Source organism: Paucisalibacillus algeriensis (assembly GCF_000577245.1).
Classification (GTDB): domain Bacteria; phylum Bacillota; class Bacilli; order Bacillales; family Amphibacillaceae; genus Ornithinibacillus.
Map to the genome: position 1 here is coordinate 249,862 of NZ_CBYO010000016.1, position 18,481 is coordinate 268,342.

General features: G+C 37.0%; 20 protein-coding genes. 15 read left to right on the forward strand and 5 right to left on the reverse strand.

Going from position 1 to position 18,481, the window contains the following annotated elements:
* Positions 1–8 precede the first annotated feature (8 nt).
* The 8 genes from TY11_RS13360 (at position 9) to TY11_RS13395 (ending at position 7,018) form a co-directional block, all read left to right on the forward strand.
* Positions 9–641, forward strand: coding sequence for a bifunctional 4-hydroxy-2-oxoglutarate aldolase/2-dehydro-3-deoxy-phosphogluconate aldolase (locus TY11_RS13360; protein WP_042146955.1), 633 nt, complete (start codon positions 9–11; stop codon positions 639–641).
* A 32-nt stretch (positions 642–673) separates the two neighbouring features.
* A complete protein-coding gene (locus TY11_RS13365; RefSeq protein WP_052345834.1) occupies positions 674–1,705 on the forward strand; it encodes a TRAP transporter substrate-binding protein in 1,032 nt (343 codons plus the stop codon).
* A gap of 75 nt (positions 1,706–1,780) precedes the next feature.
* Complete coding sequence (locus TY11_RS13370; protein ID WP_042146959.1) at positions 1,781–2,260, forward strand: TRAP transporter small permease; 480 nt, start codon at positions 1,781–1,783, stop codon at positions 2,258–2,260.
* The gene (locus TY11_RS13375) at positions 2,260–3,546 is read left to right on the forward strand and encodes a TRAP transporter large permease (protein WP_042146961.1); all 1,287 of its coding nucleotides are present in this window, start codon (positions 2,260–2,262) and stop codon (positions 3,544–3,546) included. Before TY11_RS13370 ends, TY11_RS13375 begins: the two co-directional genes overlap by 1 nt.
* Positions 3,547–3,623: 77 nt before the next feature.
* Positions 3,624–4,310, forward strand: coding sequence for a ribose-5-phosphate isomerase RpiA (gene rpiA, locus TY11_RS13380; RefSeq protein ID WP_042146965.1), 687 nt, complete (start codon positions 3,624–3,626; stop codon positions 4,308–4,310).
* Positions 4,311–4,339: 29 nt separating this feature from the next.
* Positions 4,340–5,290, forward strand: a complete 951-nt coding sequence (locus TY11_RS13385; protein ID WP_042146967.1) for a sugar kinase — start codon at positions 4,340–4,342, stop codon at positions 5,288–5,290.
* A gap of 15 nt (positions 5,291–5,305) precedes the next feature.
* Positions 5,306–5,929, forward strand: a complete 624-nt coding sequence (hxlA, locus tag TY11_RS13390) for a 3-hexulose-6-phosphate synthase (RefSeq protein ID WP_042146971.1) — start codon at positions 5,306–5,308, stop codon at positions 5,927–5,929.
* A gap of 105 nt (positions 5,930–6,034) precedes the next feature.
* Positions 6,035–7,018 (forward strand): Gfo/Idh/MocA family protein, encoded by a 984-nt coding sequence (locus tag TY11_RS13395; protein ID WP_042146974.1) that lies wholly within the window; start codon positions 6,035–6,037, stop codon positions 7,016–7,018.
* Between the two features lie 100 nt (positions 7,019–7,118).
* Here the strand turns inward: TY11_RS13395 and TY11_RS13400 are convergent, their stop codons facing one another.
* From TY11_RS13400 to TY11_RS13420, 5 genes are all read right to left on the reverse strand, one after another.
* Complete coding sequence (locus TY11_RS13400; protein ID WP_042146977.1) at positions 7,119–7,781, reverse strand: ABC-2 transporter permease; 663 nt, start codon at positions 7,779–7,781, stop codon at positions 7,119–7,121.
* A 12-nt stretch (positions 7,782–7,793) separates the two neighbouring features.
* Positions 7,794–8,432: an ABC-2 transporter permease gene (locus TY11_RS13405; RefSeq protein WP_042146980.1), complete on the reverse strand. Its 639-nt coding sequence runs from the start codon at positions 8,430–8,432 to the stop codon at positions 7,794–7,796.
* A 1-nt stretch (position 8,433) separates the two neighbouring features.
* On the reverse strand, positions 8,434–9,285 hold the full coding sequence (locus TY11_RS13410) for an ABC transporter ATP-binding protein (protein WP_042146982.1): 852 nt from the start codon (positions 9,283–9,285) through the stop codon (positions 8,434–8,436).
* The gene (locus TY11_RS13415) at positions 9,285–9,662 is read right to left on the reverse strand and encodes a GntR family transcriptional regulator (RefSeq protein WP_042146986.1); all 378 of its coding nucleotides are present in this window, start codon (positions 9,660–9,662) and stop codon (positions 9,285–9,287) included. Before TY11_RS13415 ends, TY11_RS13410 begins: the two co-directional genes overlap by 1 nt.
* 321 nt (positions 9,663–9,983) lie before the next feature.
* Positions 9,984–10,211 (reverse strand): hypothetical protein, encoded by a 228-nt coding sequence (locus TY11_RS13420; RefSeq protein WP_042146989.1) that lies wholly within the window; start codon positions 10,209–10,211, stop codon positions 9,984–9,986.
* Positions 10,212–10,381: 170 nt separating this feature from the next.
* On the opposite strand from TY11_RS13420, the gene TY11_RS13425 reads away from it, so the two are divergent.
* The 7 genes from TY11_RS13425 (at position 10,382) to TY11_RS13455 (ending at position 18,478) form a co-directional block, all read left to right on the forward strand.
* Complete coding sequence (locus TY11_RS13425; protein WP_042146991.1) at positions 10,382–11,053, forward strand: GntR family transcriptional regulator; 672 nt, start codon at positions 10,382–10,384, stop codon at positions 11,051–11,053.
* A gap of 326 nt (positions 11,054–11,379) precedes the next feature.
* Entirely contained in the window at positions 11,380–12,300 is a 921-nt protein-coding gene (gene hpaI / locus TY11_RS13430; RefSeq protein ID WP_042146993.1) for a 2,4-dihydroxyhept-2-ene-1,7-dioic acid aldolase, read from the forward strand.
* Between the two features lie 12 nt (positions 12,301–12,312).
* Entirely contained in the window at positions 12,313–13,806 is a 1,494-nt protein-coding gene (gene hpaE / locus TY11_RS13435) for a 5-carboxymethyl-2-hydroxymuconate semialdehyde dehydrogenase (protein ID WP_042147001.1), read from the forward strand.
* 14 nt (positions 13,807–13,820) lie between these two features.
* Positions 13,821–15,287 carry a 4-hydroxyphenylacetate 3-monooxygenase, oxygenase component gene (hpaB, locus tag TY11_RS13440; protein WP_042147004.1) on the forward strand — a complete coding sequence of 489 codons (1,467 nt, stop codon included), beginning with the start codon at positions 13,821–13,823 and terminating at the stop codon, positions 15,285–15,287.
* A gap of 12 nt (positions 15,288–15,299) precedes the next feature.
* Positions 15,300–16,283, forward strand: coding sequence for a 3,4-dihydroxyphenylacetate 2,3-dioxygenase (gene hpaD, locus TY11_RS13445; protein ID WP_042147008.1), 984 nt, complete (start codon positions 15,300–15,302; stop codon positions 16,281–16,283).
* Positions 16,284–16,819: 536 nt separating this feature from the next.
* The gene (locus TY11_RS13450) at positions 16,820–17,296 is read left to right on the forward strand and encodes a flavin reductase family protein (protein WP_042147011.1); all 477 of its coding nucleotides are present in this window, start codon (positions 16,820–16,822) and stop codon (positions 17,294–17,296) included.
* A gap of 33 nt (positions 17,297–17,329) precedes the next feature.
* Positions 17,330–18,478, forward strand: coding sequence for a Leu/Phe/Val dehydrogenase (locus TY11_RS13455; protein WP_042147014.1), 1,149 nt, complete (start codon positions 17,330–17,332; stop codon positions 18,476–18,478).
* Positions 18,479–18,481 lie beyond the last annotated feature (3 nt).

Consider the following 18,481-nt stretch of genomic DNA (forward strand, 5'->3'; position numbering starts at 1 on the left):
GATTGTTGATGAATGCATTCGAACGATTAAAGAAAAACCCAATTGTTGCAGTAATTCGAAAAGCAGATGAAAAGAATATCATCCCGATTATTAGGGCGTTATCTTTAGGTGGAGTTAAGGCTGTTGAAATCACTGCCGAAACACCGAGAGTAACCAACTTAATTGAAATGGCAGTGGCTGAGTTTGAAGAAGATGTCTTAATTGGTGTAGGTACAGTTTTAGATCCGGAAACAGCACGGGCAACCATCATTGCAGGAGCAAAGTTCATTGTTTCACCAACAGTAAATGTGGATACAATTCGCTTAACAAGTCGTTATGGAGTATTAAATATTGCCGGTGCTCTAACTCCGACAGAAATATTAACTGCTTATGAAAACGGTGCCCAAATGGTGAAGGTTTTTCCAGCAAATGTATTTGGACCAGATTATATTAAAAGTGTCCATGGTCCATTACCTCATATTCCGTTGATGGTAACTGGGGGTATTACATTGGAGAATATGAATGATTATTTCACTAAAGGAGGTGTCGCAGTCGGTATAGGTAGCAATTTGGTTAACGTAAGCAAACTAAAGACTGATGAAGATTATCAACTATTGACAAATACAGCAAGAAAATTTGTAAACAAACACAAGGAATTATAGTAGTTTATCAAATATTATTGGGGGAAAGTCAAATGACCAAGAGAATAAAATTTTTATCATTAATTTTAGTATTTATAACATTTACAGCATTAGCTGCTTGTGGAAGTGATGACAGCAAAAATGCAGGTAGTGAAGATGGTAAAATCAAAATTATCGCAGCGCATAACCAAACCGATCAAGAAAATCCATACCAAGCTGGTTTATTAAAATTTAAAGAAGTTGCAGAAGCGGAGTCAAACGGTAGCATCGAAGTTGAAGTTCATGCGGGTACAATTGGTACGGAAGAATCTGAACTTGTTGAAAAGCTAAAACTTGGTGCAGCTGATGTCGTACTTGTTTCACCTGGTTTCATGTCTTCAACGGGAATTAAAGAAGTTGACCTATTTGCTCTACCTTATTTATTTGAGAGCTATGACCATTGGGAAACAGTTGTAGATGGTGAAGTTGGTCAAAAAATGGCAGAAATGATCAATGAGGGATCTAACAATGACTTTAAGTTACTTGGATATTGGTCTGCAGGTGTTCGTCATTTTTATGGTAACAAGACACTTGAGTCAATGGATGACTTAAAAGGTTTGACCATTAGAACACAAACATCTGGTGTTGTTGCTGATTATTGGAAACAAGCTGGTGCTGTTCCAACTGACGTAGCATGGGGTGAATTATATCAAGCACTACAACAAGACGTTGTTGCTTCAGCTGAAAACGCTTACCCATACTTTGTACAGCAAAATCACCATACAACAAAGAATGGTAAATATATTTCTGAAACAGGTCATGACTATACAACAAGATTTTTATTAGTAAATGGTAAGAAGTTTGATTCTTTCACAGAGGAACAACAACAAGTAATTCTTGAAGCAGCAGAAGCATCTGTTGAAGCAGAAAGAGAAGCAGTTTATAAGCAAGAAGAAGAATATAAACAAAAAGCAATTGACGAAGGTGCAGAAGTTAGTGAAATCGACAGAGCGCCATTTATTGAGTTAGCAAAACCATTACAAGATCAAGCAGCTAAAGACATGGGTGCAGAAGATCTATTAAAACAGATTCGTGAAACAAAATAATCAGCTATGATTATTTAGCTAACGAGTTGGGGCATTTATCGCCCCTCTCTTTAGCTTTTATATAGGAGGATTACTATGAACCGCTTTGTTAAAATACTTGAGAAAATACAAATTACAATAGGGGTAGCGTTTTTATCCGTTTTCTTTCTAGTCATTCTGTACCAAATTGTCACTAGGCATTTAGGGATTTCAGCTATTTGGACAGTGGAAATGGCATCCAATTCATTTATTTGGGCAATGTTTATGGGTGCAGCAATTATGGTAAATCGAAAAGAACACTTCAATTTTGATATCCTTCTGAAAAAACTAACAGGTAAAAAGAAATTTATGTTAAACATCTTTAATGATTTGGTCCTCATTCTATTCAATATTGCAATTTTTATTTATGGTATTCAAGTATGTCAACAATTCTGGGACTATAATTGGACATCCATTCCGGAGTTAAAAATGGGCTATGTTTGGATTGCCATTCCCATTATGGGAGGAACGATGATTATTTATTCAGTCAACCATATTATTAACCATCTAAAAGCATGGAAAGGGGGACAAGCATAATGGGATTCATTCTATTAGCATTATTTGTCATATTAATGCTCATTGGGATACCGATTGCCTTTGTTATCGGAATTGTAGCGTTGCTAGGGATCATGAATATTCCGTATGTACCAGAAGTAACGGTTCCAATGAAGATGCTTAATGGTCTAGACTCTTTCGTACTATTAGCAGTGCCACTATTTATATTGGCAGCAAATCTCATGAATTCAGGGAAAATTTCTACCAAACTAATTGAACTTGCCCTTGCGCTTGTTGGCCCAATTCGTGGTGGTTTAGCACACGCAAACATTCTAGTTTCCATGCTTTTTGCTGGTGTATCTGGTGCATCGCAAGCTGATACTGCTGGTGTTGGTAAGATTTTGATTCCGAGTATGAAGAAAAATGGTTATGATACAGAAACGGCTGTAGCTGTTACTGCAGCATCATCAACAATTGGTGTTGTCATCCCACCGAGTATCCCGATGATTATTTTTGCTGGTATAGCTAATGCTTCAGTAGGTGCACTATTCTTAGGAGGAATTGTTCCTGGTATTCTAATCGGACTTGGCATGATGCTATTTATCTATATAGTCGCTTTAAAACGAAACTATCCAAAATCAAAACGTACGGAGTTCAAAAAACTTATTAAATTAATTCTTGAATCTGCTCCGGCATTATTTACGATTATCATTATTATTGGTGGGATAACCACTGGATTCTTCACAGCAACAGAAGCTGCAGCGATTGCTTCACTTTACACGTTACTAATTAGCATGTTTTACTATAGAACTTTAAAACTAAAAGACTTACCGAAAATTCTATTTGATACGTTGGCACTTAGTTCTTTATCCCTATTCGCATTGGCAGCTGCTAGTGCACTTGGGGAATTAATGAGTTATTACCAATTAAGTACTATTGCTCAGAACTTCTTTGCTAACAATATTGGTTCAACAGCAGTATTTCTAATTATCATAATCGCGTTCTTCCTATTTGTTGGTACATTTATGGATGCAATACCTGCCATGATTCTATTCGTTCCGGTAATCTTACCGACTGCAACAGCATTTGGTATCGATCCAGTTCACTTAGGATTAATCGTAGTTATAACTCTAGCAATTGGTCTAGTGACACCACCATACGGATTATGTTTACTACTAGCATCCAAAATAGGTGAAATGTCGATTGAACGGTCGTTTAAAGCAGTAATTCCATATCTTGCTATTATCCTGGTTGTCCTATTATTTATCGCTTTCTTCCCAGACATCGCATTTTATATTCCTAAATTAATTAATCCAAGTCTATTTTAGATAGGAAATGTGATATAGATGACTCCAGTAGAAATGCTGGAGTCGTTTATTTAGATAGATATGAAAGGAGATTTAACATGGAACAATTAGAACTTTATAAAAAAGCAGCCGGTGAAAAGGCTGTGGAATTTATTGAGAATGGTATGATACTTGGCTTAGGGTCAGGATCAACGGTCTATTGGATGATGAAAAAATTAGCAGAACTTGTGCAACAAGGATTGGATATTAAAGGTGTACCGTCATCAAAACGAACTGAGGGTTGGGCAAAGGAATTCGGAATTCCATTAGTAGACTTTTCACAAGTAGAGAGAATTGACCTTGCTATTGACGGTGCGGATGAGATTGACCCTGAATTCCATCTTACCAAAGGCGGTGGGGGTTCCCTTGTTAGGGAAAAAATAGTAGATGCTATAGCAGAAAAACTTATTGTCATTGCAGATAACACTAAAATGGTAGAAACACTTGGTGCATTCCCATTACCAGTTGAGGTTGTCCCATTTGGCTATCAGGTTACAGCCAAACGAATTGCCAACATAGGTGCGATCCCAAAACTAAGGATGAAAGACGGGAATATCTTCGTATCAAATAACGGGAACTATATATTAGATTGTCAATTTACATCAATCAACAATCCCGAACAGCTACATGATAGTATCAAAGCCCTTGTAGGTGTTGTAGAAACGGGATTGTTTGTCAATATGGTTGATACTGTCATTGTTGGTGATGAAAATGGTATAGAAATCATATCTAAAAAGCAACTATAACACCTAAGAAGTTGATTGGGGGAAGAAAAATGAATGATATTATTACTATTGGTGAGGCGATGATTGTTTTTGATCCATCAGCAACAGGGCCTATGAGATTTGTAAATAATTTTGAAAAAAAAGTCGGAGGAGCGGAGTTAAACTTTGCGATTGGCTGTACAAGACTTGGTCTAAAAGCAGGCTGGATTAGTCGACTAGGCAATGATGAGTTCGGTAAACATATTCGAAATTTTGCAAGAGGTGAAGGAGTCGATGTTTCCCAGGTTGATTTTATTGATAGCTATCCTACCTCATTAAACTTTAAAGAAATTATGGAAGATGGCTCTGTTAGAACGTTTTACTATCGAGACAAATCACCGACGTTAACAATTACGCCCGATGGCCTGGATGAGTCTTATCTTAAAAATGCCAAGATACTTCATTTGACAGGAATATATCCTGCGATTAATCCTGTAAATAGATCAGTTTTTGAAAAAGCAATCAGCTTAGCAAAAAAGCATGGTGTAAAAATTTCACTGGATCCTAATATTCGCTTGAAACTGTGGGACAAGGAAGAGGCAAGAAACTATTTATCAGAAATCCTGCCACAGATTGATATTTTGCTTGCAGGTGATGAGGAGATGGAGATAATCTGGGGTGTAAAAGACCCAGAAGCAATTATTAATAAAGCAAAGGAAATCGGTATTCCTTATGTAGCCATCAAACAAGGGGACAAAGGCTCGATTGGCTACCATAATGGTGAAGTTGTAACAGTTGACGCCTTCAAAGCAAAAAAGGTAGTTGACACGGTGGGTGCTGGAGACGGTTTTAATGCAGGATTTATTTATGGGTTAGTAAACGGTTGGACTTTAAGAAAATCACTAGAATTTGGTAATACAGTAGGCTCCATGGTTGTCGGTGTAAAAGGTGATAATGAAGGACTGCCATATATGGATGATGTGAAAATCCGTTTAGGTGAAAAAGAAAATATAGAAAGATAATTGAGGTGTTGGTTCATGAATTTACAATTAGCATTAGATCGATTAACAAGAGAAGAATGCCTTCATATTATAGATGAAACAAGAGAATCTATTGATTGGATTGAAGTAGGAACTAGTGTTATCAAAGAATATGGAATGGCTATCGTACGTGAAATCAAAGAGAAATATCCTGATAAAGTAATTGTTACAGATATGAAAACAATGGATGCTGGAGGCCATGAAGCAATACAGGCCTTTAAAGCAGGAGCAGATATTACAACGGTTATGGCTTTGGCATCCGATTTAACTATTTTAGATTCCATTAAAGTAGCTAAAGAATACGGTGGACGTATCATGGTAGACCTATTAGAAGTATCCAATAAGGAAAGGGTAAAGGAACTAGAAGATCTGGGTGTAGACTTGGTAAGTATTCATATTGGAAAAGATAAACAACGAGAAGGGAAGTTTGATGTAAAGTATTTCTCTCTCGTTGAGGGTAGTGACGTTGAAGTAACGGTTGCCGGTGGAATAGACCTAAATACCATCTCAGATGTAGTGGAAAAAGGGCCGGATACCTTAATTGTTGGAAGTGCAATTACGAAGGATGAAAATCCAGCAGAAGTAGCAGCAGAAATGAAAGCAATGATAAATAAGATTTAAAAGAATAACTAAAAAAAATGCACTGGTTTTCTACGATAATGTGGAAAACCAGTAGTTTTTCTAACGGCTATTAGGATGAAAATATTATAAATTGGGGATGAAGAAATGAATTTCGGAACAGTTGGAACAAGTTGGATAACATCATCTTTTATTGATGCATCTCGTAAATCGGATGATTTTATACTCAAAGCAGTTTATTCTAGGTCAGAAATAAAGGCGAAAGAATTTGCTGAAAAACATCAAGCAGCATTAATTTATACGGATCTTGAAGAGATGGCTAAGAGTGAAAAGATTGATTGCGTTTATATTGCTTCACCTAATTCCTTACATTATGAACATGCTCTGTTATTTTTAAGACATAAGAAGCATGTCATCTGTGAAAAGCCTATTTTTTCAAACACGAAGGAGCTTAAAGAGGCATTCCGAGTGGCAAAAGAAAACGGGGTTTATTTATTCGAAGCTATCCGTAATTTTCATTCGCCAAATTTTAAAGCGTTAAAGAATGCAATTGAAAAAATCGGACCTGTTAGGGCTGCTAATTTACATAGAAGCCGTTATTCTTCAAAATATAATGAATACCTTTCCGGAAGTAGACCAAACGTATTTTCAGCAGAGTACTCAGGTGGAGCATTAACTGATTTGGGGATATATCCCTTGTACCTCTCTGTTGGGTTGTTTGGAAATCCTACAAAAATTTCTTATTCTGCGAATGTATTGGAGTCGGGTATTGACGGAAGTGGAACACTAACATTAGGGTATGATGGTTTTATTTCGACTATCATGTGTTCGAAAATATCAACTTCGTATATTCCATGTGAAATTCAAGGAGAAAAAGGTACTGTAGTGTTTGAAGATGCAGGGGTAATCGTGGATATGAAATTGATTGATAATGCTACAGGCCAAGAGTTACCTGTTGTAACTTATAATATGGAAGATGATATGAAGTTTGAGATAAATAATTTTATGCGGATAATATCCAATAAAAATGAGGAAGAATATCTAGAATTAAAGGAACTTAGTTTGCTAACACTTTCTATAACGGAAGAAGCAAGAAGACAGAATGGGATTATCTACGGTTGTGAGAGGTAGAGTTACATGAAGCGAGTCTATTATTAAAGGGCTCGTTTCTTCTTTTATCAAAAAAAATGTGAGACACGAAAAATGTGACTCACAAAATATGAAATGCAGATTATATCATGTTCTTACCTGAGAGTAACTTTTCAGAAACCTTCATGGATATAAAAAATAAACAAAATCCAAGAATAGTTAAAATGAGAAATGGATAAAAAGTTAGGACAGATTCAATAAGTGGTACTACCCATTGATCCAGAAAATTAAAAATAATTTCTGTTTCCATTCCAGAAAGGTTAACTAGGGCATCCAATGAGTAGAAAAAAACAGTAAAATAGCAGACAACAATGATAATGATTGGTAATAAAAAGGATCTAAATAGAAAGAAAATCGGTATAAAAAATGCTAGCATGATTAATCCCAAACAGAGCAACGTTACGATTTCCTTCCAACCAAAAGTGAAAACATTGTATGGGACAAACCAAGCCATTAGATTTCCAATAATAAGTTGGTATATTATAGTTCCAATCCAGACAATTAGCATGGATATATATCTCGAAATGACGATACTACTCCGACTAATTGGCAAGCTAACCAAATATTGATTGATACGAGACTGATGGTCACTATAAAATACTCCTATTAATAAAACAGGCAGTAACATTCCTAAACTAATTTGGAAAGGTGGAAGTGTAAGGACATAGCCAATCGGTATTAAAATAGCTATAGCGACATAAACACTTTTATAATTGATAAAGTCACGAATTATTAGACCTTTCATTTTTTGCACCTCCTATATAATGTCTTTTCGAATAAGTAGTTGTACAGATATTGGATAAGAAATACATAAAGATATTATCGATAGTAAGATAGGCATTAGATATGGTTGGATGGAATAGAGCTCAATAATAAATGCTCTTATTGGATCATCAAATGTAATGAGCGGGTTTCCAACCATTAATACATTTAAATAGATCAAGCAAGTGAATGATATAATGAAAAATATCGCTGCATGGATAAACTGTTTAAAATAATAAAAGACAGGGACATAAATAGAGAATAATAATGTTGTTACCCAAAACTGCTGAATAATGTCAATTAAGTCTAACCTTGAGAATCCAAAGGATGGTAACACATTATGAAAAAAAAGATCCACTAACCAAAGAAATCCAATAGATATAATAGAAAGTGATATTAAAAATATATATCTAGCAAGCACCATCTCTTTTCTTCTTAATGGAAGACTTACTAGAAACAGATCTACATTATTCTGTTTCTCTATAAGAAAAACGATGAATAAGAGACTTAGTAAAGCCCATATAAAGATACCAGAGCTAGGAAAATGAATAGCATACGAAATTGGAATAACAGCAAATAATACAAGAATGTATAGTTTTGTAGATTTCCAATCTCTAATAAATAACTGCCACATCCTATTCCTCCTTCCGAGTCATGAGAAACATAATATCCTCCAAAGTAGCTTTTTCAACCACTACTTCATCTTCATATGTTTCAAATATAGTAGGATTACCTTCATATAATCCTTGGAATCCAATATCTGTGATTTGAAGTCCAGTAAATAATCCCTTTGTGTCCTCATCAATCATGTTTTTTGCTCCTTTTACTACATGAAAAATGTCTCTTATCTCATCCATGCTTTTGTGAAAGAGAATTTTTCCCTTGTAAATAAAAACAATATAATCTGCAATTCGATCTAAATCATTAGTAATATGTGTCGAAAGAAATATAGTTTGATTTTCATTAACCATTAAATCCTGCAATAAATCTAATAGTTCACGACGAAAAATTGGATCCAGTCCAGACGTTGGTTCATCCATTACAATAAATTCTGGTTCATGGCTTAATGCAAACAGAAGGGAGGTTTTCATTTTCATCCCCTTGGAAAACTTTTTAATCTTCTTCCTTACTGGGAGTTCAAATATATTCACATATTTTTGATAAAGTTCCTCATTCCAATTTTCGTAGATTGGAGCAATGAAAGACTTCATATTATTTATGGTGAAATCTTCATACATATAAAGTTCATCATAAACAAAACCAATCTTTTGTTTTATTTGGTGATCTTTGTGAGATTCACCGAAAACAGAAATATCTCCTTTATCAATCTGAATAATGTCCATCATCATTTGGATTGTAGTTGTTTTTCCACTACCATTGGGTCCGATAAATCCCGTGATATACCCTTTTGGGATTGTGAAAGATAAATTATCGATAGAAAAATCTTTACGATTTTTAGTGACATGTTGAAATTCAACGGTATTCATCAACTTTCCTCCTCATAATAAATCACAATCATTTCGATTAAATCTTCTTTCGAAAGGCCAATATGTCTTCCGGCCTTCACTAACTTTTCTAGATCATTTTCTAATTCCCGAATTTGCCACTCTTTTAAAACATGTGGCTGCTGTCCAGCAACGAAGGTTCCTTTTCCAACTGCGGAAACAAGGTAACCCTCTTTTTCTAACTCCTCATATGCTCGTTTGGTAGTAATTACACTAACCTTTAAGTCTTTGGCAAGAAGCCTCATAGAAGGAAGTGGATCCCCTTCTTTTAATTCACCGGAAAAGATATGTTGTTTAATTTGTTCTTTTATTTGATGAAAAAGCGGATCTTTGTTGGTGTTGGAAATTACAATGTTCAAATTGGCACCTCCTATTATTGTATATAGTATATATATACAATATATACATTATGCACAATAGGTGTCAAGGGGAAAGTATGAAAATACCGCCTTATTTTAAAAAAAATATTATATAATAGTGAAATGCTTAAATAGAAATTTCACCATCATCGACAAAATTCTTCAAAAAATTTCCTGGGAAATTTCAATTGCTATCATACAGTCTTGGATGTGGGAGTAGTTCAAATGGGAAGATTACATGAAGAATACATTAATTTGAGGTTTTGTTAAAAAAGAAAACTGCACTCCATGTTAGAACATGCGTGCAGGTATAATTGTATATTATACTGTTTTTCTATGAAATAAAGCTAGACCAAATGGAATTAGTGGTATAAAAATAAGTAATCTGTATTCATGCTCTGCTCCTAAAAAGTAAAGCATTGGCAAGATGAATAACGCACCACTAATAGATAGAATAAGAGGTGATTTCTTGAGAAGACCGACAATGAAAAATAGTAACCCGGAAAAAAGGAGTGACCAGAATAATAAGCCAGCCCAATAAAATTCCATTTTTCCATCCCCCGTTTATTAAAGGTAATTCTATTATATGGAGAAACTTGCTAAATTACCATCGCTATAGAAACTAAAGACAAATTTTCATGTAAACAAATGTCAACTTTAGATTATTTGTTTTCAGAATATTGACATTATATATCATTTCCTATACTATATAAAGTATTATGATAAAAGAAAATAAACAACAAAAAGTATATCGTATTATCAAAGGTAGAATAATTGAACGCGAGTATGTACCTGGCCAGAGAATTGTTATTGATCAAATTGCAAAGGAGTTAGAGACAAGTTCCATCCCTGTTCGGGAAGCACTTCGCCAATTAGAAGCGGAGAGGTTAGTCGTCTATAAACGAAATGTAGGACCAGTTGTTGCGGAAGTGAATGAATCCGATTATTTGGACACGGTTCATGTTCTTGCATTACTAGAAGGATATGCTGCATCCTTAGCAGCTAGGAATTTCCCAAAAGAAAAATTAGGTCAGTTACATGAACTAAACCGGTTAATGGAGGAGGCACTGGAAGAATTTGATATTATTCTGTTTAGCAAACTAAATGCGACGTTCCATCGGATTATTTGCGAGGAATCTGGAAATACCTTTTTAATGGAATCCATTCAAAATACTTGGAACCGAATTGATTCCATACGGGGAACAGGATCAACCTTATACTCGAAACGTGTAAAGGAATCAATTGCTGAGCATAAAGAAATTATTGCATTATTAGAATCTGGAGAAACAGAAGAAATAGAACGTGTTGCTCGTGCTCATAAAGTGAAAACTGCGGAGAATTTTGAGAAACGACGTAAGAATCTAATCCAAACCAATACTATTACTTCTTGAGAGGGGAACTGGAACTTTTATCTAGTTCTTTTTTCATGTGGAAAAGGTACTGGGGATAGGGCAGAATGTGAGTTAGAATAGGAAGATGACTTTTGGAATTGGGAAAGGTCACAAGTTTATAAATAACAGGAACATGGTTAAGCGAGAAGAGACCAAGTTTTAAAGGTTTGGGAGGATGATTGATTGTTATAGGCACATACTTGGTAATCAGGCCAAAACGAAGCATATATTCCTGTTGACATGACATATGAAATCATATATGATTTAACTGTTCAGAAAATTTATAGTTATTCAATTTATTAGAATCTAGAGTTGGAGGTAATCAAATGGCTTTTGAAGAAGCAAAAGAAAGATTCCGAGGCTCGATAGCACCTGTGATAACACCATTTCATGAAGACGAGCGCATTGATTTTGATAAGTTTAAGGAATTAATCAATTGGCAAATTGAAAGTGGCAGTCATGGGATTTCCGTTACAGGAACTTCAGGTGAACCAAGTTCCATGACGGTTGAGGAACGAATTCAAGTAATGGAAATTGCCTGCAAAACTGTCAATAGACGGGTTCCGTTTATCCCAGGAACCGGATCAACAAACCACCAAGAAACACTCCGCATGACTATGGCTGCACAAGAAATGGGAGCAGACGGTGCCATGGTCATTGTCCCATACTACAACAAACCTAACCAACACGCTTTATACAAACACTTCAAAGCAATTGCAGATTCAGTAGATATTCCAATCATTTTATATAACATTCCGGGTAGAACGGCGATAAATTTGGAAGCGGTTACAATTGCGAGGCTTGCTGAGGATTGCCCAAATATTATCGGGGTAAAGGAATCTAATAAAGACTTTGAACATGTTAATAAAGTATTACTCCATTGTGGCCGTGATTTTAATCTATACTCTGGCATTGAAGTTCTCTGCTATCCAATGTTAGCAATTGGGGGAGCAGGTCATATTAGTGCTACAGCAAATGTGGCCCCAAGAGAAGTAGCGGAAGTCTATAACCGCTGGGCGGAAGGTGATGTTCAAGGTGCTCAAAGCTTGCACTATGAATTAATGCCATTAAACGATGTTCTTTTCCGTGATACCAACCCTGCGCCGGTAAAGGCTGCACTTGGAATGATGGGTAAAATTAAACCTATTTTAAGAAAACCATTAGATGTTCCATCACCTGAGATTCAGGCTGAAATTCGAGAAGTATTACTAGATTACCAATTAATCACAGAAGATGTGAGTCTATAGGAGGGGCAGAATTTGAGCGAAAAGCTAGAGGATGTAAAACTCTACATAAATGGCGACTTTGTTGATGCAGTAAGTGAGGAAACTTTTGAAAATATTAACCCTTTTACGAATGATGTTATGAATTTAGTAGCAAAAGGAGCTAGTGCTGATATAGATAAAGCAGTTTCTTCAGCGAAAGAAGCTTTTGTTAATGGTCCATGGGGTTCGATGAAACTGAAAGAACGAATGAAATATATTGAAAGAATTGCAGATTTAATTGAGGAAGAGGCGGAAACCATAGCCCACTTAGAGTCACTAGATTCCGGTCTACCAATCAGTCAAACTCGTAAAATGGCTGCACGGGGAGCGGAGAACTTCCGTTTTTATTCACGAATGGTGCAAGCAAGAATGCATGGGGATGCCTATCAGGTTGATGCTGAGTTTATTAATTACACAGTTTATCAGCCACTTGGTGTTGTGGGCTTGATTACTCCGTGGAATGCTCCATTTATGTTATTAACATGGAAGGTTGCACCTGCTTTAGCAACTGGGAATACCGTTGTGCTAAAGCCTGCGGAACTATCGCCATTATCGGCCAATATTTTAGCAAATGTTATTCAGAAAGCTGAGCTGCCAAAAGGGGTATTTAATGTTGTTCATGGTTTTGGGGAATCAGCCGGAGAATCGCTTGTTAAACATCCATCTGTAAAAGCTATTTCATTTACTGGGGAAACAACGACTGGAAAACACATTATTAAGAATAGTGCAGACTCCTTAAAGAAAACTTCCATGGAGTTAGGTGGTAAATCGCCACTAATTGTGTTTGATGATGCAGATTTTGATAAAGCATTGGATGCAGCGGTTTGGGGTATCTTCTCTTTTAACGGGGAACGTTGTACAGCAAATTCAAGAGTGTTTGTACACAAAAACCTAAAAGAAAGCTTTTCTGCTGCATTAAAAGAACGTGTCCGAAATATTGTAGTAGGAGATCCAAAAGATAACGACACGGAGATAGGCCCATTAATTGATAAGGGACATTTTAAAAAAGTTACTGGTTATATCGAACTTGCTAAAGAAGAAGGCTGTGAGGTATTCCAAGGGACTGTCCCTCCGGAATTTACTTCGGGAAATTATGTCCCTCCAACACTGCTATTAAATGCCAAGAATGAGATGAGAGTTTGCCAGGAGGAAATTTTTGGTCCAGTTATGGCAGTGATTGAATTTGAGACCGAAGAGGAAGTTGTCCAAATGGCGAATGACGTGGAATATGGTCTTGCTGGCTATGTTTGGACAAATGATATTAAGCGGGCTCACCGAGTAGCACAAGCAGTTGATTCCGGAATGATTTGGGTCAATTCACAAAACGTTCGTGACTTACGTATTCCATTCGGTGGAATGAAGGCTAGTGGAATCGGACGGGAAGGTGGACATTTTGCCATCTTCGAATTTTACACGGAACCAAAAGCAATTCATGTCGCAATTGGCGATCATCATATACCACAATTCGGAAAAGAAAAAGAAAAATAAGGAGGGACTTTAACATGCCAGCTAAAACAGGAAAAGATTATATTGAAGGATTAAAAAAGGCGAATAACAATATCTATATCCATGGAGAAAGAGTAGACGATGTAACGGAGCATCCTGCTTTTAAAAATGTCATTAAATCGATGGCTAACCTATATGATTTACAGTATGAGAAGCCTGAGAAAATGCTTTATACTTCTCCGACTACAGGAGATAAGGTAGGAATGACATTCTTACAGCCACGAACTGTTGAGGATTTGATTATGAGACGTGAAGCAATGCAGGAATGGGCTAGAACTTCTGGTGGGATGATGGGACGTTCACCAGACTACTTAAACGCAGAAGTAATGGCGATGGGTGTGAATAATAGCCTATTTGCAGAGGGTGACCCTCGTTTTGCAGAGAATGCTCGTAATTATTATGAGTATGCTCGTGAAAATGATATTAGTTTAACACATACACTTATTCACCCACAAGTAAACCGTGCTAAGATGCAACATCAACAAAAGGATGCGAATGTCGCGCTTCATTTAGTGGAAGAGCGTCCAGATGGGATTATAGTTGATGGAATTCGTCTTTTAGCTACACAAGGTGGTATTACAGATGAAATACTGGTGTTCCCTTCGACTGTTAAAAAGGCCGGAGAGCTTGATGACCCATATTCACTAGCTTTTGCGATTCCTAATAACACGCCTGGCTTGAAATTTATTAGCCGTGAGTCCTTTGATTATGGGAAGAATGAATGGGATCACCCACTTGGATCACGTTTTGAAGAAGGAGATGCAATTGTTTCTTTTGAAAATGTGTTTGTACCATGGGAGCGCGTTTTTGTTTGTGGTAACTCTTCCGTATGTAATCGTACATTTAAAGAAACAAATGCTGTGGTCCACATGGCGCACCAAGTCCTTGCAAAAAACATTGTGAAGACGGAATTTGTCTTAGGTGTTGCGCTTAGCATGATGGATGCGATTGGTATTGATGGGTTTCAGCATGTACAAGAAAAAGGATCAGAAATCATGCTTACGCTAGAGACAATGAAATCCCACTTATATCGTGCAGAGCATAATGCTAAGTTAGATAAATCAGGAACGATGACACCTGACTTTGCAGCTCTTGATGCAGCGCGTAACTGGTATCCGAGAGTTTACCCAAGACTAACGGAAATTGTTCGTATCTTAGGGGCATCAGGGTTAATGGGTATTCCAACGGAAGCAGACTTCAATCATGCTGAGATTGGACCAATTATCCACCGTGGATTACAAGGAAAAAATCTTGAAGGGCGTGAGCGTGTACAATTATTCCGTTTGGCATGGGATATGACATTAAGTGCATTCGGTAGCCGACAAACGCATTATGAGTATTACTTTTTTGGTGATCCAATTCGAATGGGAATGACATACTTTGATGGTTATGACAAAGAACCGTTTAAGCAGTACGTGGAGAGTTTCTTGAAAAAATCTAGTGGCGTTAAAGCTTCCAATTAAGGGGGGAATTAGATGAACTATAACGTGATTCGCTGCGCTAGAGCTATTCTACATGTTCGGGATTTTGAAGTATCAAGAAAGTTCTATGTAGATGCCTTAGGCTTTATTGAAACAGAGTCCGATCATGAGCATATTTATCTGCGTGGGTTGGAAGAACATAACCACCATAGTTTAGTTTTGAAAAAATCTGATTCACCAGTTGTGGAAGCTTTAGGCTATAAAGTATCTTCCGATAGTGATTTAGAAGCATTGGCCCTAATGTTTGAAGAAGAGGGGTGTGCTACAAAATGGGTGGAAAAGGGAGAACAACATGCCCTAGGTCGTACATTAAGGGTTAATGACCCTTCTGGTTTACCGTTAGAGTTTTTTGCTGAAATGGATACAGTGGATCGTCTTTTACAACGTTATGATTTATATAAAGGGTCACGGATGCAACGAATTGATCACTTTAATTGTGCCGTGACTGATGTTGAGGCAGCCTATGCCTTTTATAAAGAGAAGCTTGGATTTGCTTGCTCAGAATATACAGATACACCAGAAGGAAATGTTTGGGCAGCATGGTTGCACCGTAAGCAGAATGTACATGATGTTGCCTTTATGAATGGAAAAGGTCCTAGACTCCATCATATTGGCTTTTGGCTACCAGACCAATTAGCACTTATTCATACTTGTGATGTGCTTGCATCGATGGGCTACGGCGAAGCGCTTGAACGTGGTCCAGGAAGACATGGATTATCAAACGCCTTCTTCCTCTATTTACGCGATCCAGATGGACATCGCATTGAATTATATAGTGGTGATTACCTAACTAGCGATCCTGATTTTGAACCAATCCGTTGGGATATTAATGATCCGATGCGGCAGACATTCTGGGGTCACGCTGCCCCTGACAAGTGGTTTACAGAAGCTTCAACTGTATTAAATGTGCATACAGGAAAAGTAGTAGAGCCACAGGATGCAAAGCTTGAACAGCATAAGCCAACTTTTGTGATTTAGTCATAAAGGAGAGCTTTCATTGGCATTTCGTTGAGAATGAAAATTCAAAAAGTTCATGAGAGATGCTCTCATCGACATTTCGTAGCCAATTGAAGCTTAAAAAGTTCATGAGAGGTGCTCTCATCGACATTTCGTAGCCAATTGAAGCTTAAATAGTTCATGAGAGGTGCTCTCATAGACATTTCGTAACCAATTGAAGCTTAAAAAGTTCATGAGAGATGCTTTCATCGACATTTCGTAACGATTGAAGCTTAAAAAGTTCATGAGAGATGCTTTCATCGACATTTCGTAACGAATTGAAGCTTAAAAAGTTCATGAGAAGTGCTCTCATCGACATTTCGTAACGAATTGAAGCTTAAAAAGTTCATGAGAGGTGCTCTCATCGACATTTCGTAACCAATTGAAGCTTAAAAAGTTCATGAGAGGCGCATTCATCGACATTTCCTAGCGAATAGAGTTCAAAATGTTCATCACAAGAACTCCTTTCCATAAGGAATGGTGTAATAACACGAAAAAAGTGAAAAGGGGGTCAAATAATGGATGATCGTATGTTCCGTAACGCAATGGGGAAATTCGCAACCGGTGTTACGGTGGTTACGACCAAGCTAGGTGAAGAAATCCATGGCATGACCGCAAATGCTTTTATGTCTGTATCCTTAAATCCAAAACTGGTAGTAGTATCGGTTGATCATAAAGCGACCATGAAACGTTATATTCCAAGTTCTGGGAAATTTGCAATTAGCATTTTAAAACAAGACCAGAAAGATCTGTCTGCCTATTTTGCTGGCCAAATTAATGAGACTAGGGATATTGATTTTCATTGGTTTCATGAGCTGCCAACTATAAAAGAAGCACTGGTAAATATGGTTTGTGAATTACATGATGAAGTTGATGCAGGTGATCACACCCTTTTCATAGGGAAAGTAACAGATTTGGTTATAAGAGAAGGCGATCCACTAGCATTTTATGAGGGAAAGTATCGAGAATTAGAAAATAGTGAACGGGTAAAATAATAGATTTTAAATTTGCTGATTGGGGGTAAGACCATGAAACAGCAATTAGATCAATCATCCGAGATGACAATGGATATTTTTGAAAAGATAAGTGGACATGAACAGGTCGTATTTTGTAATGACCCTAGTACCGGCTTACAGGCAATCATTGCAATTCACAACACCACCCTTGGCCCTGCACTAGGGGGTACAAGGATGTATCCATATGCTAGTTTAGATGATGCATTAGATGATGTCCTTCGATTATCAGAAGGTATGACCTATAAATGTGCCGCTGCTGACATTGATTTTGGTGGTGGAAAAGGTGTTATAATTGGTGACCCTAAAACTGATAAAACTTCCGCTTTGTTCCGTGCATATGGACAATTTGTAGATTCATTGAATGGTAGATTTTATACTGGGACTGATATGGGTACAACAATGGATGACTTTGTGCAAGCAGCAAAGGAAACACATTTCATTAATGGAATTCCCGTTGAGTTTGGTGGTGGCGGAGATTCATCAGTTCCTACTGCCCAAGGTGTTATTTATGGTTTGAAATCAACGGCTCAATATCTTTTTGGTGACGAGACGTTGTCCGGAAAAACCTATGCTATTCAAGGACTGGGGAAAGTTGGATATAAGGTAGGTCAACAGCTATTAGAAATGGGTGCTAATCTGGTTGTTACCGATATTAATAAAGATGCAATAGCTGCTATTCAAGCTCAGGCAGAGGTCCATACAGGCAATGTAACTGTAGTAGAAAGTGATGATATTTACCATGTAGATGCAGATGTTTTTATCCCATGTGCAATGGGAGGAATATTAAACGATGAAACAATCGATCAGTTAAAGGTAAGGGCAATTGTTGGTTCTGCAAATAATCAGCTAAAGACAGAACATCATGCGAAACTATTGCATGAAAAAGGAATTCTATATGCACCGGATTATATTGTCAATTCTGGTGGGTTAATTCAAGTAGCAGATGAATTATATGGAGCAAATAAAGCGCGTGTCCTTATGAAGACGAAAGCAATCTATCAATCTATCTTGGAAATTTACAAGCAATCCGAGCTTGATGCGATTACGACCCTAGAGGCGGCTAACCGTAAGTGCCAGCAACGTCTTGAAGAACAGCGCGGACGGAATAATTTCTATCGAAGACAGAGAAGCCCGAAGTGGATATTTAAAAATGAGGTGTAACCA

What these genes read in the sequence shown, in the direction of transcription:
- hpaB (WP_042147004.1), top strand. Translation starts at nt 13,821, where the DNA reads ATGCCAGCTAAAACAGGAAAAGATTATATTGAAGGATTAAAAAAGGCG.
- TY11_RS13370 (WP_042146959.1), top strand. Translation starts at nt 1,781, where the DNA reads ATGAACCGCTTTGTTAAAATACTTGAGAAAATACAAATTACAATAGGG.
- TY11_RS13360 (WP_042146955.1), top strand. Translation starts at nt 9, where the DNA reads ATGAATGCATTCGAACGATTAAAGAAAAACCCAATTGTTGCAGTAATT.
- TY11_RS13405 (WP_042146980.1), bottom strand. Translation starts at nt 8,432, where the DNA reads ATGTGGCAGTTATTTATTAGAGATTGGAAATCTACAAAACTATACATT.
- TY11_RS13375 (WP_042146961.1), top strand. Translation starts at nt 2,260, where the DNA reads ATGGGATTCATTCTATTAGCATTATTTGTCATATTAATGCTCATTGGG.
- hxlA (WP_042146971.1), top strand. Translation starts at nt 5,306, where the DNA reads ATGAATTTACAATTAGCATTAGATCGATTAACAAGAGAAGAATGCCTT.
- TY11_RS13425 (WP_042146991.1), top strand. Translation starts at nt 10,382, where the DNA reads ATGATAAAAGAAAATAAACAACAAAAAGTATATCGTATTATCAAAGGT.
- hpaI (WP_042146993.1), top strand. Translation starts at nt 11,380, where the DNA reads ATGGCTTTTGAAGAAGCAAAAGAAAGATTCCGAGGCTCGATAGCACCT.
- hpaD (WP_042147008.1), top strand. Translation starts at nt 15,300, where the DNA reads ATGAACTATAACGTGATTCGCTGCGCTAGAGCTATTCTACATGTTCGG.
- TY11_RS13410 (WP_042146982.1), bottom strand. Translation starts at nt 9,285, where the DNA reads ATGAATACCGTTGAATTTCAACATGTCACTAAAAATCGTAAAGATTTT.
- TY11_RS13395 (WP_042146974.1), top strand. Translation starts at nt 6,035, where the DNA reads ATGAATTTCGGAACAGTTGGAACAAGTTGGATAACATCATCTTTTATT.
- TY11_RS13450 (WP_042147011.1), top strand. Translation starts at nt 16,820, where the DNA reads ATGGATGATCGTATGTTCCGTAACGCAATGGGGAAATTCGCAACCGGT.
- rpiA (WP_042146965.1), top strand. Translation starts at nt 3,624, where the DNA reads ATGGAACAATTAGAACTTTATAAAAAAGCAGCCGGTGAAAAGGCTGTG.
- TY11_RS13365 (WP_052345834.1), top strand. Translation starts at nt 674, where the DNA reads ATGACCAAGAGAATAAAATTTTTATCATTAATTTTAGTATTTATAACA.
- TY11_RS13400 (WP_042146977.1), bottom strand. Translation starts at nt 7,781, where the DNA reads ATGAAAGGTCTAATAATTCGTGACTTTATCAATTATAAAAGTGTTTAT.
- TY11_RS13385 (WP_042146967.1), top strand. Translation starts at nt 4,340, where the DNA reads ATGAATGATATTATTACTATTGGTGAGGCGATGATTGTTTTTGATCCA.
- TY11_RS13455 (WP_042147014.1), top strand. Translation starts at nt 17,330, where the DNA reads ATGAAACAGCAATTAGATCAATCATCCGAGATGACAATGGATATTTTT.
- TY11_RS13420 (WP_042146989.1), bottom strand. Translation starts at nt 10,211, where the DNA reads ATGGAATTTTATTGGGCTGGCTTATTATTCTGGTCACTCCTTTTTTCC.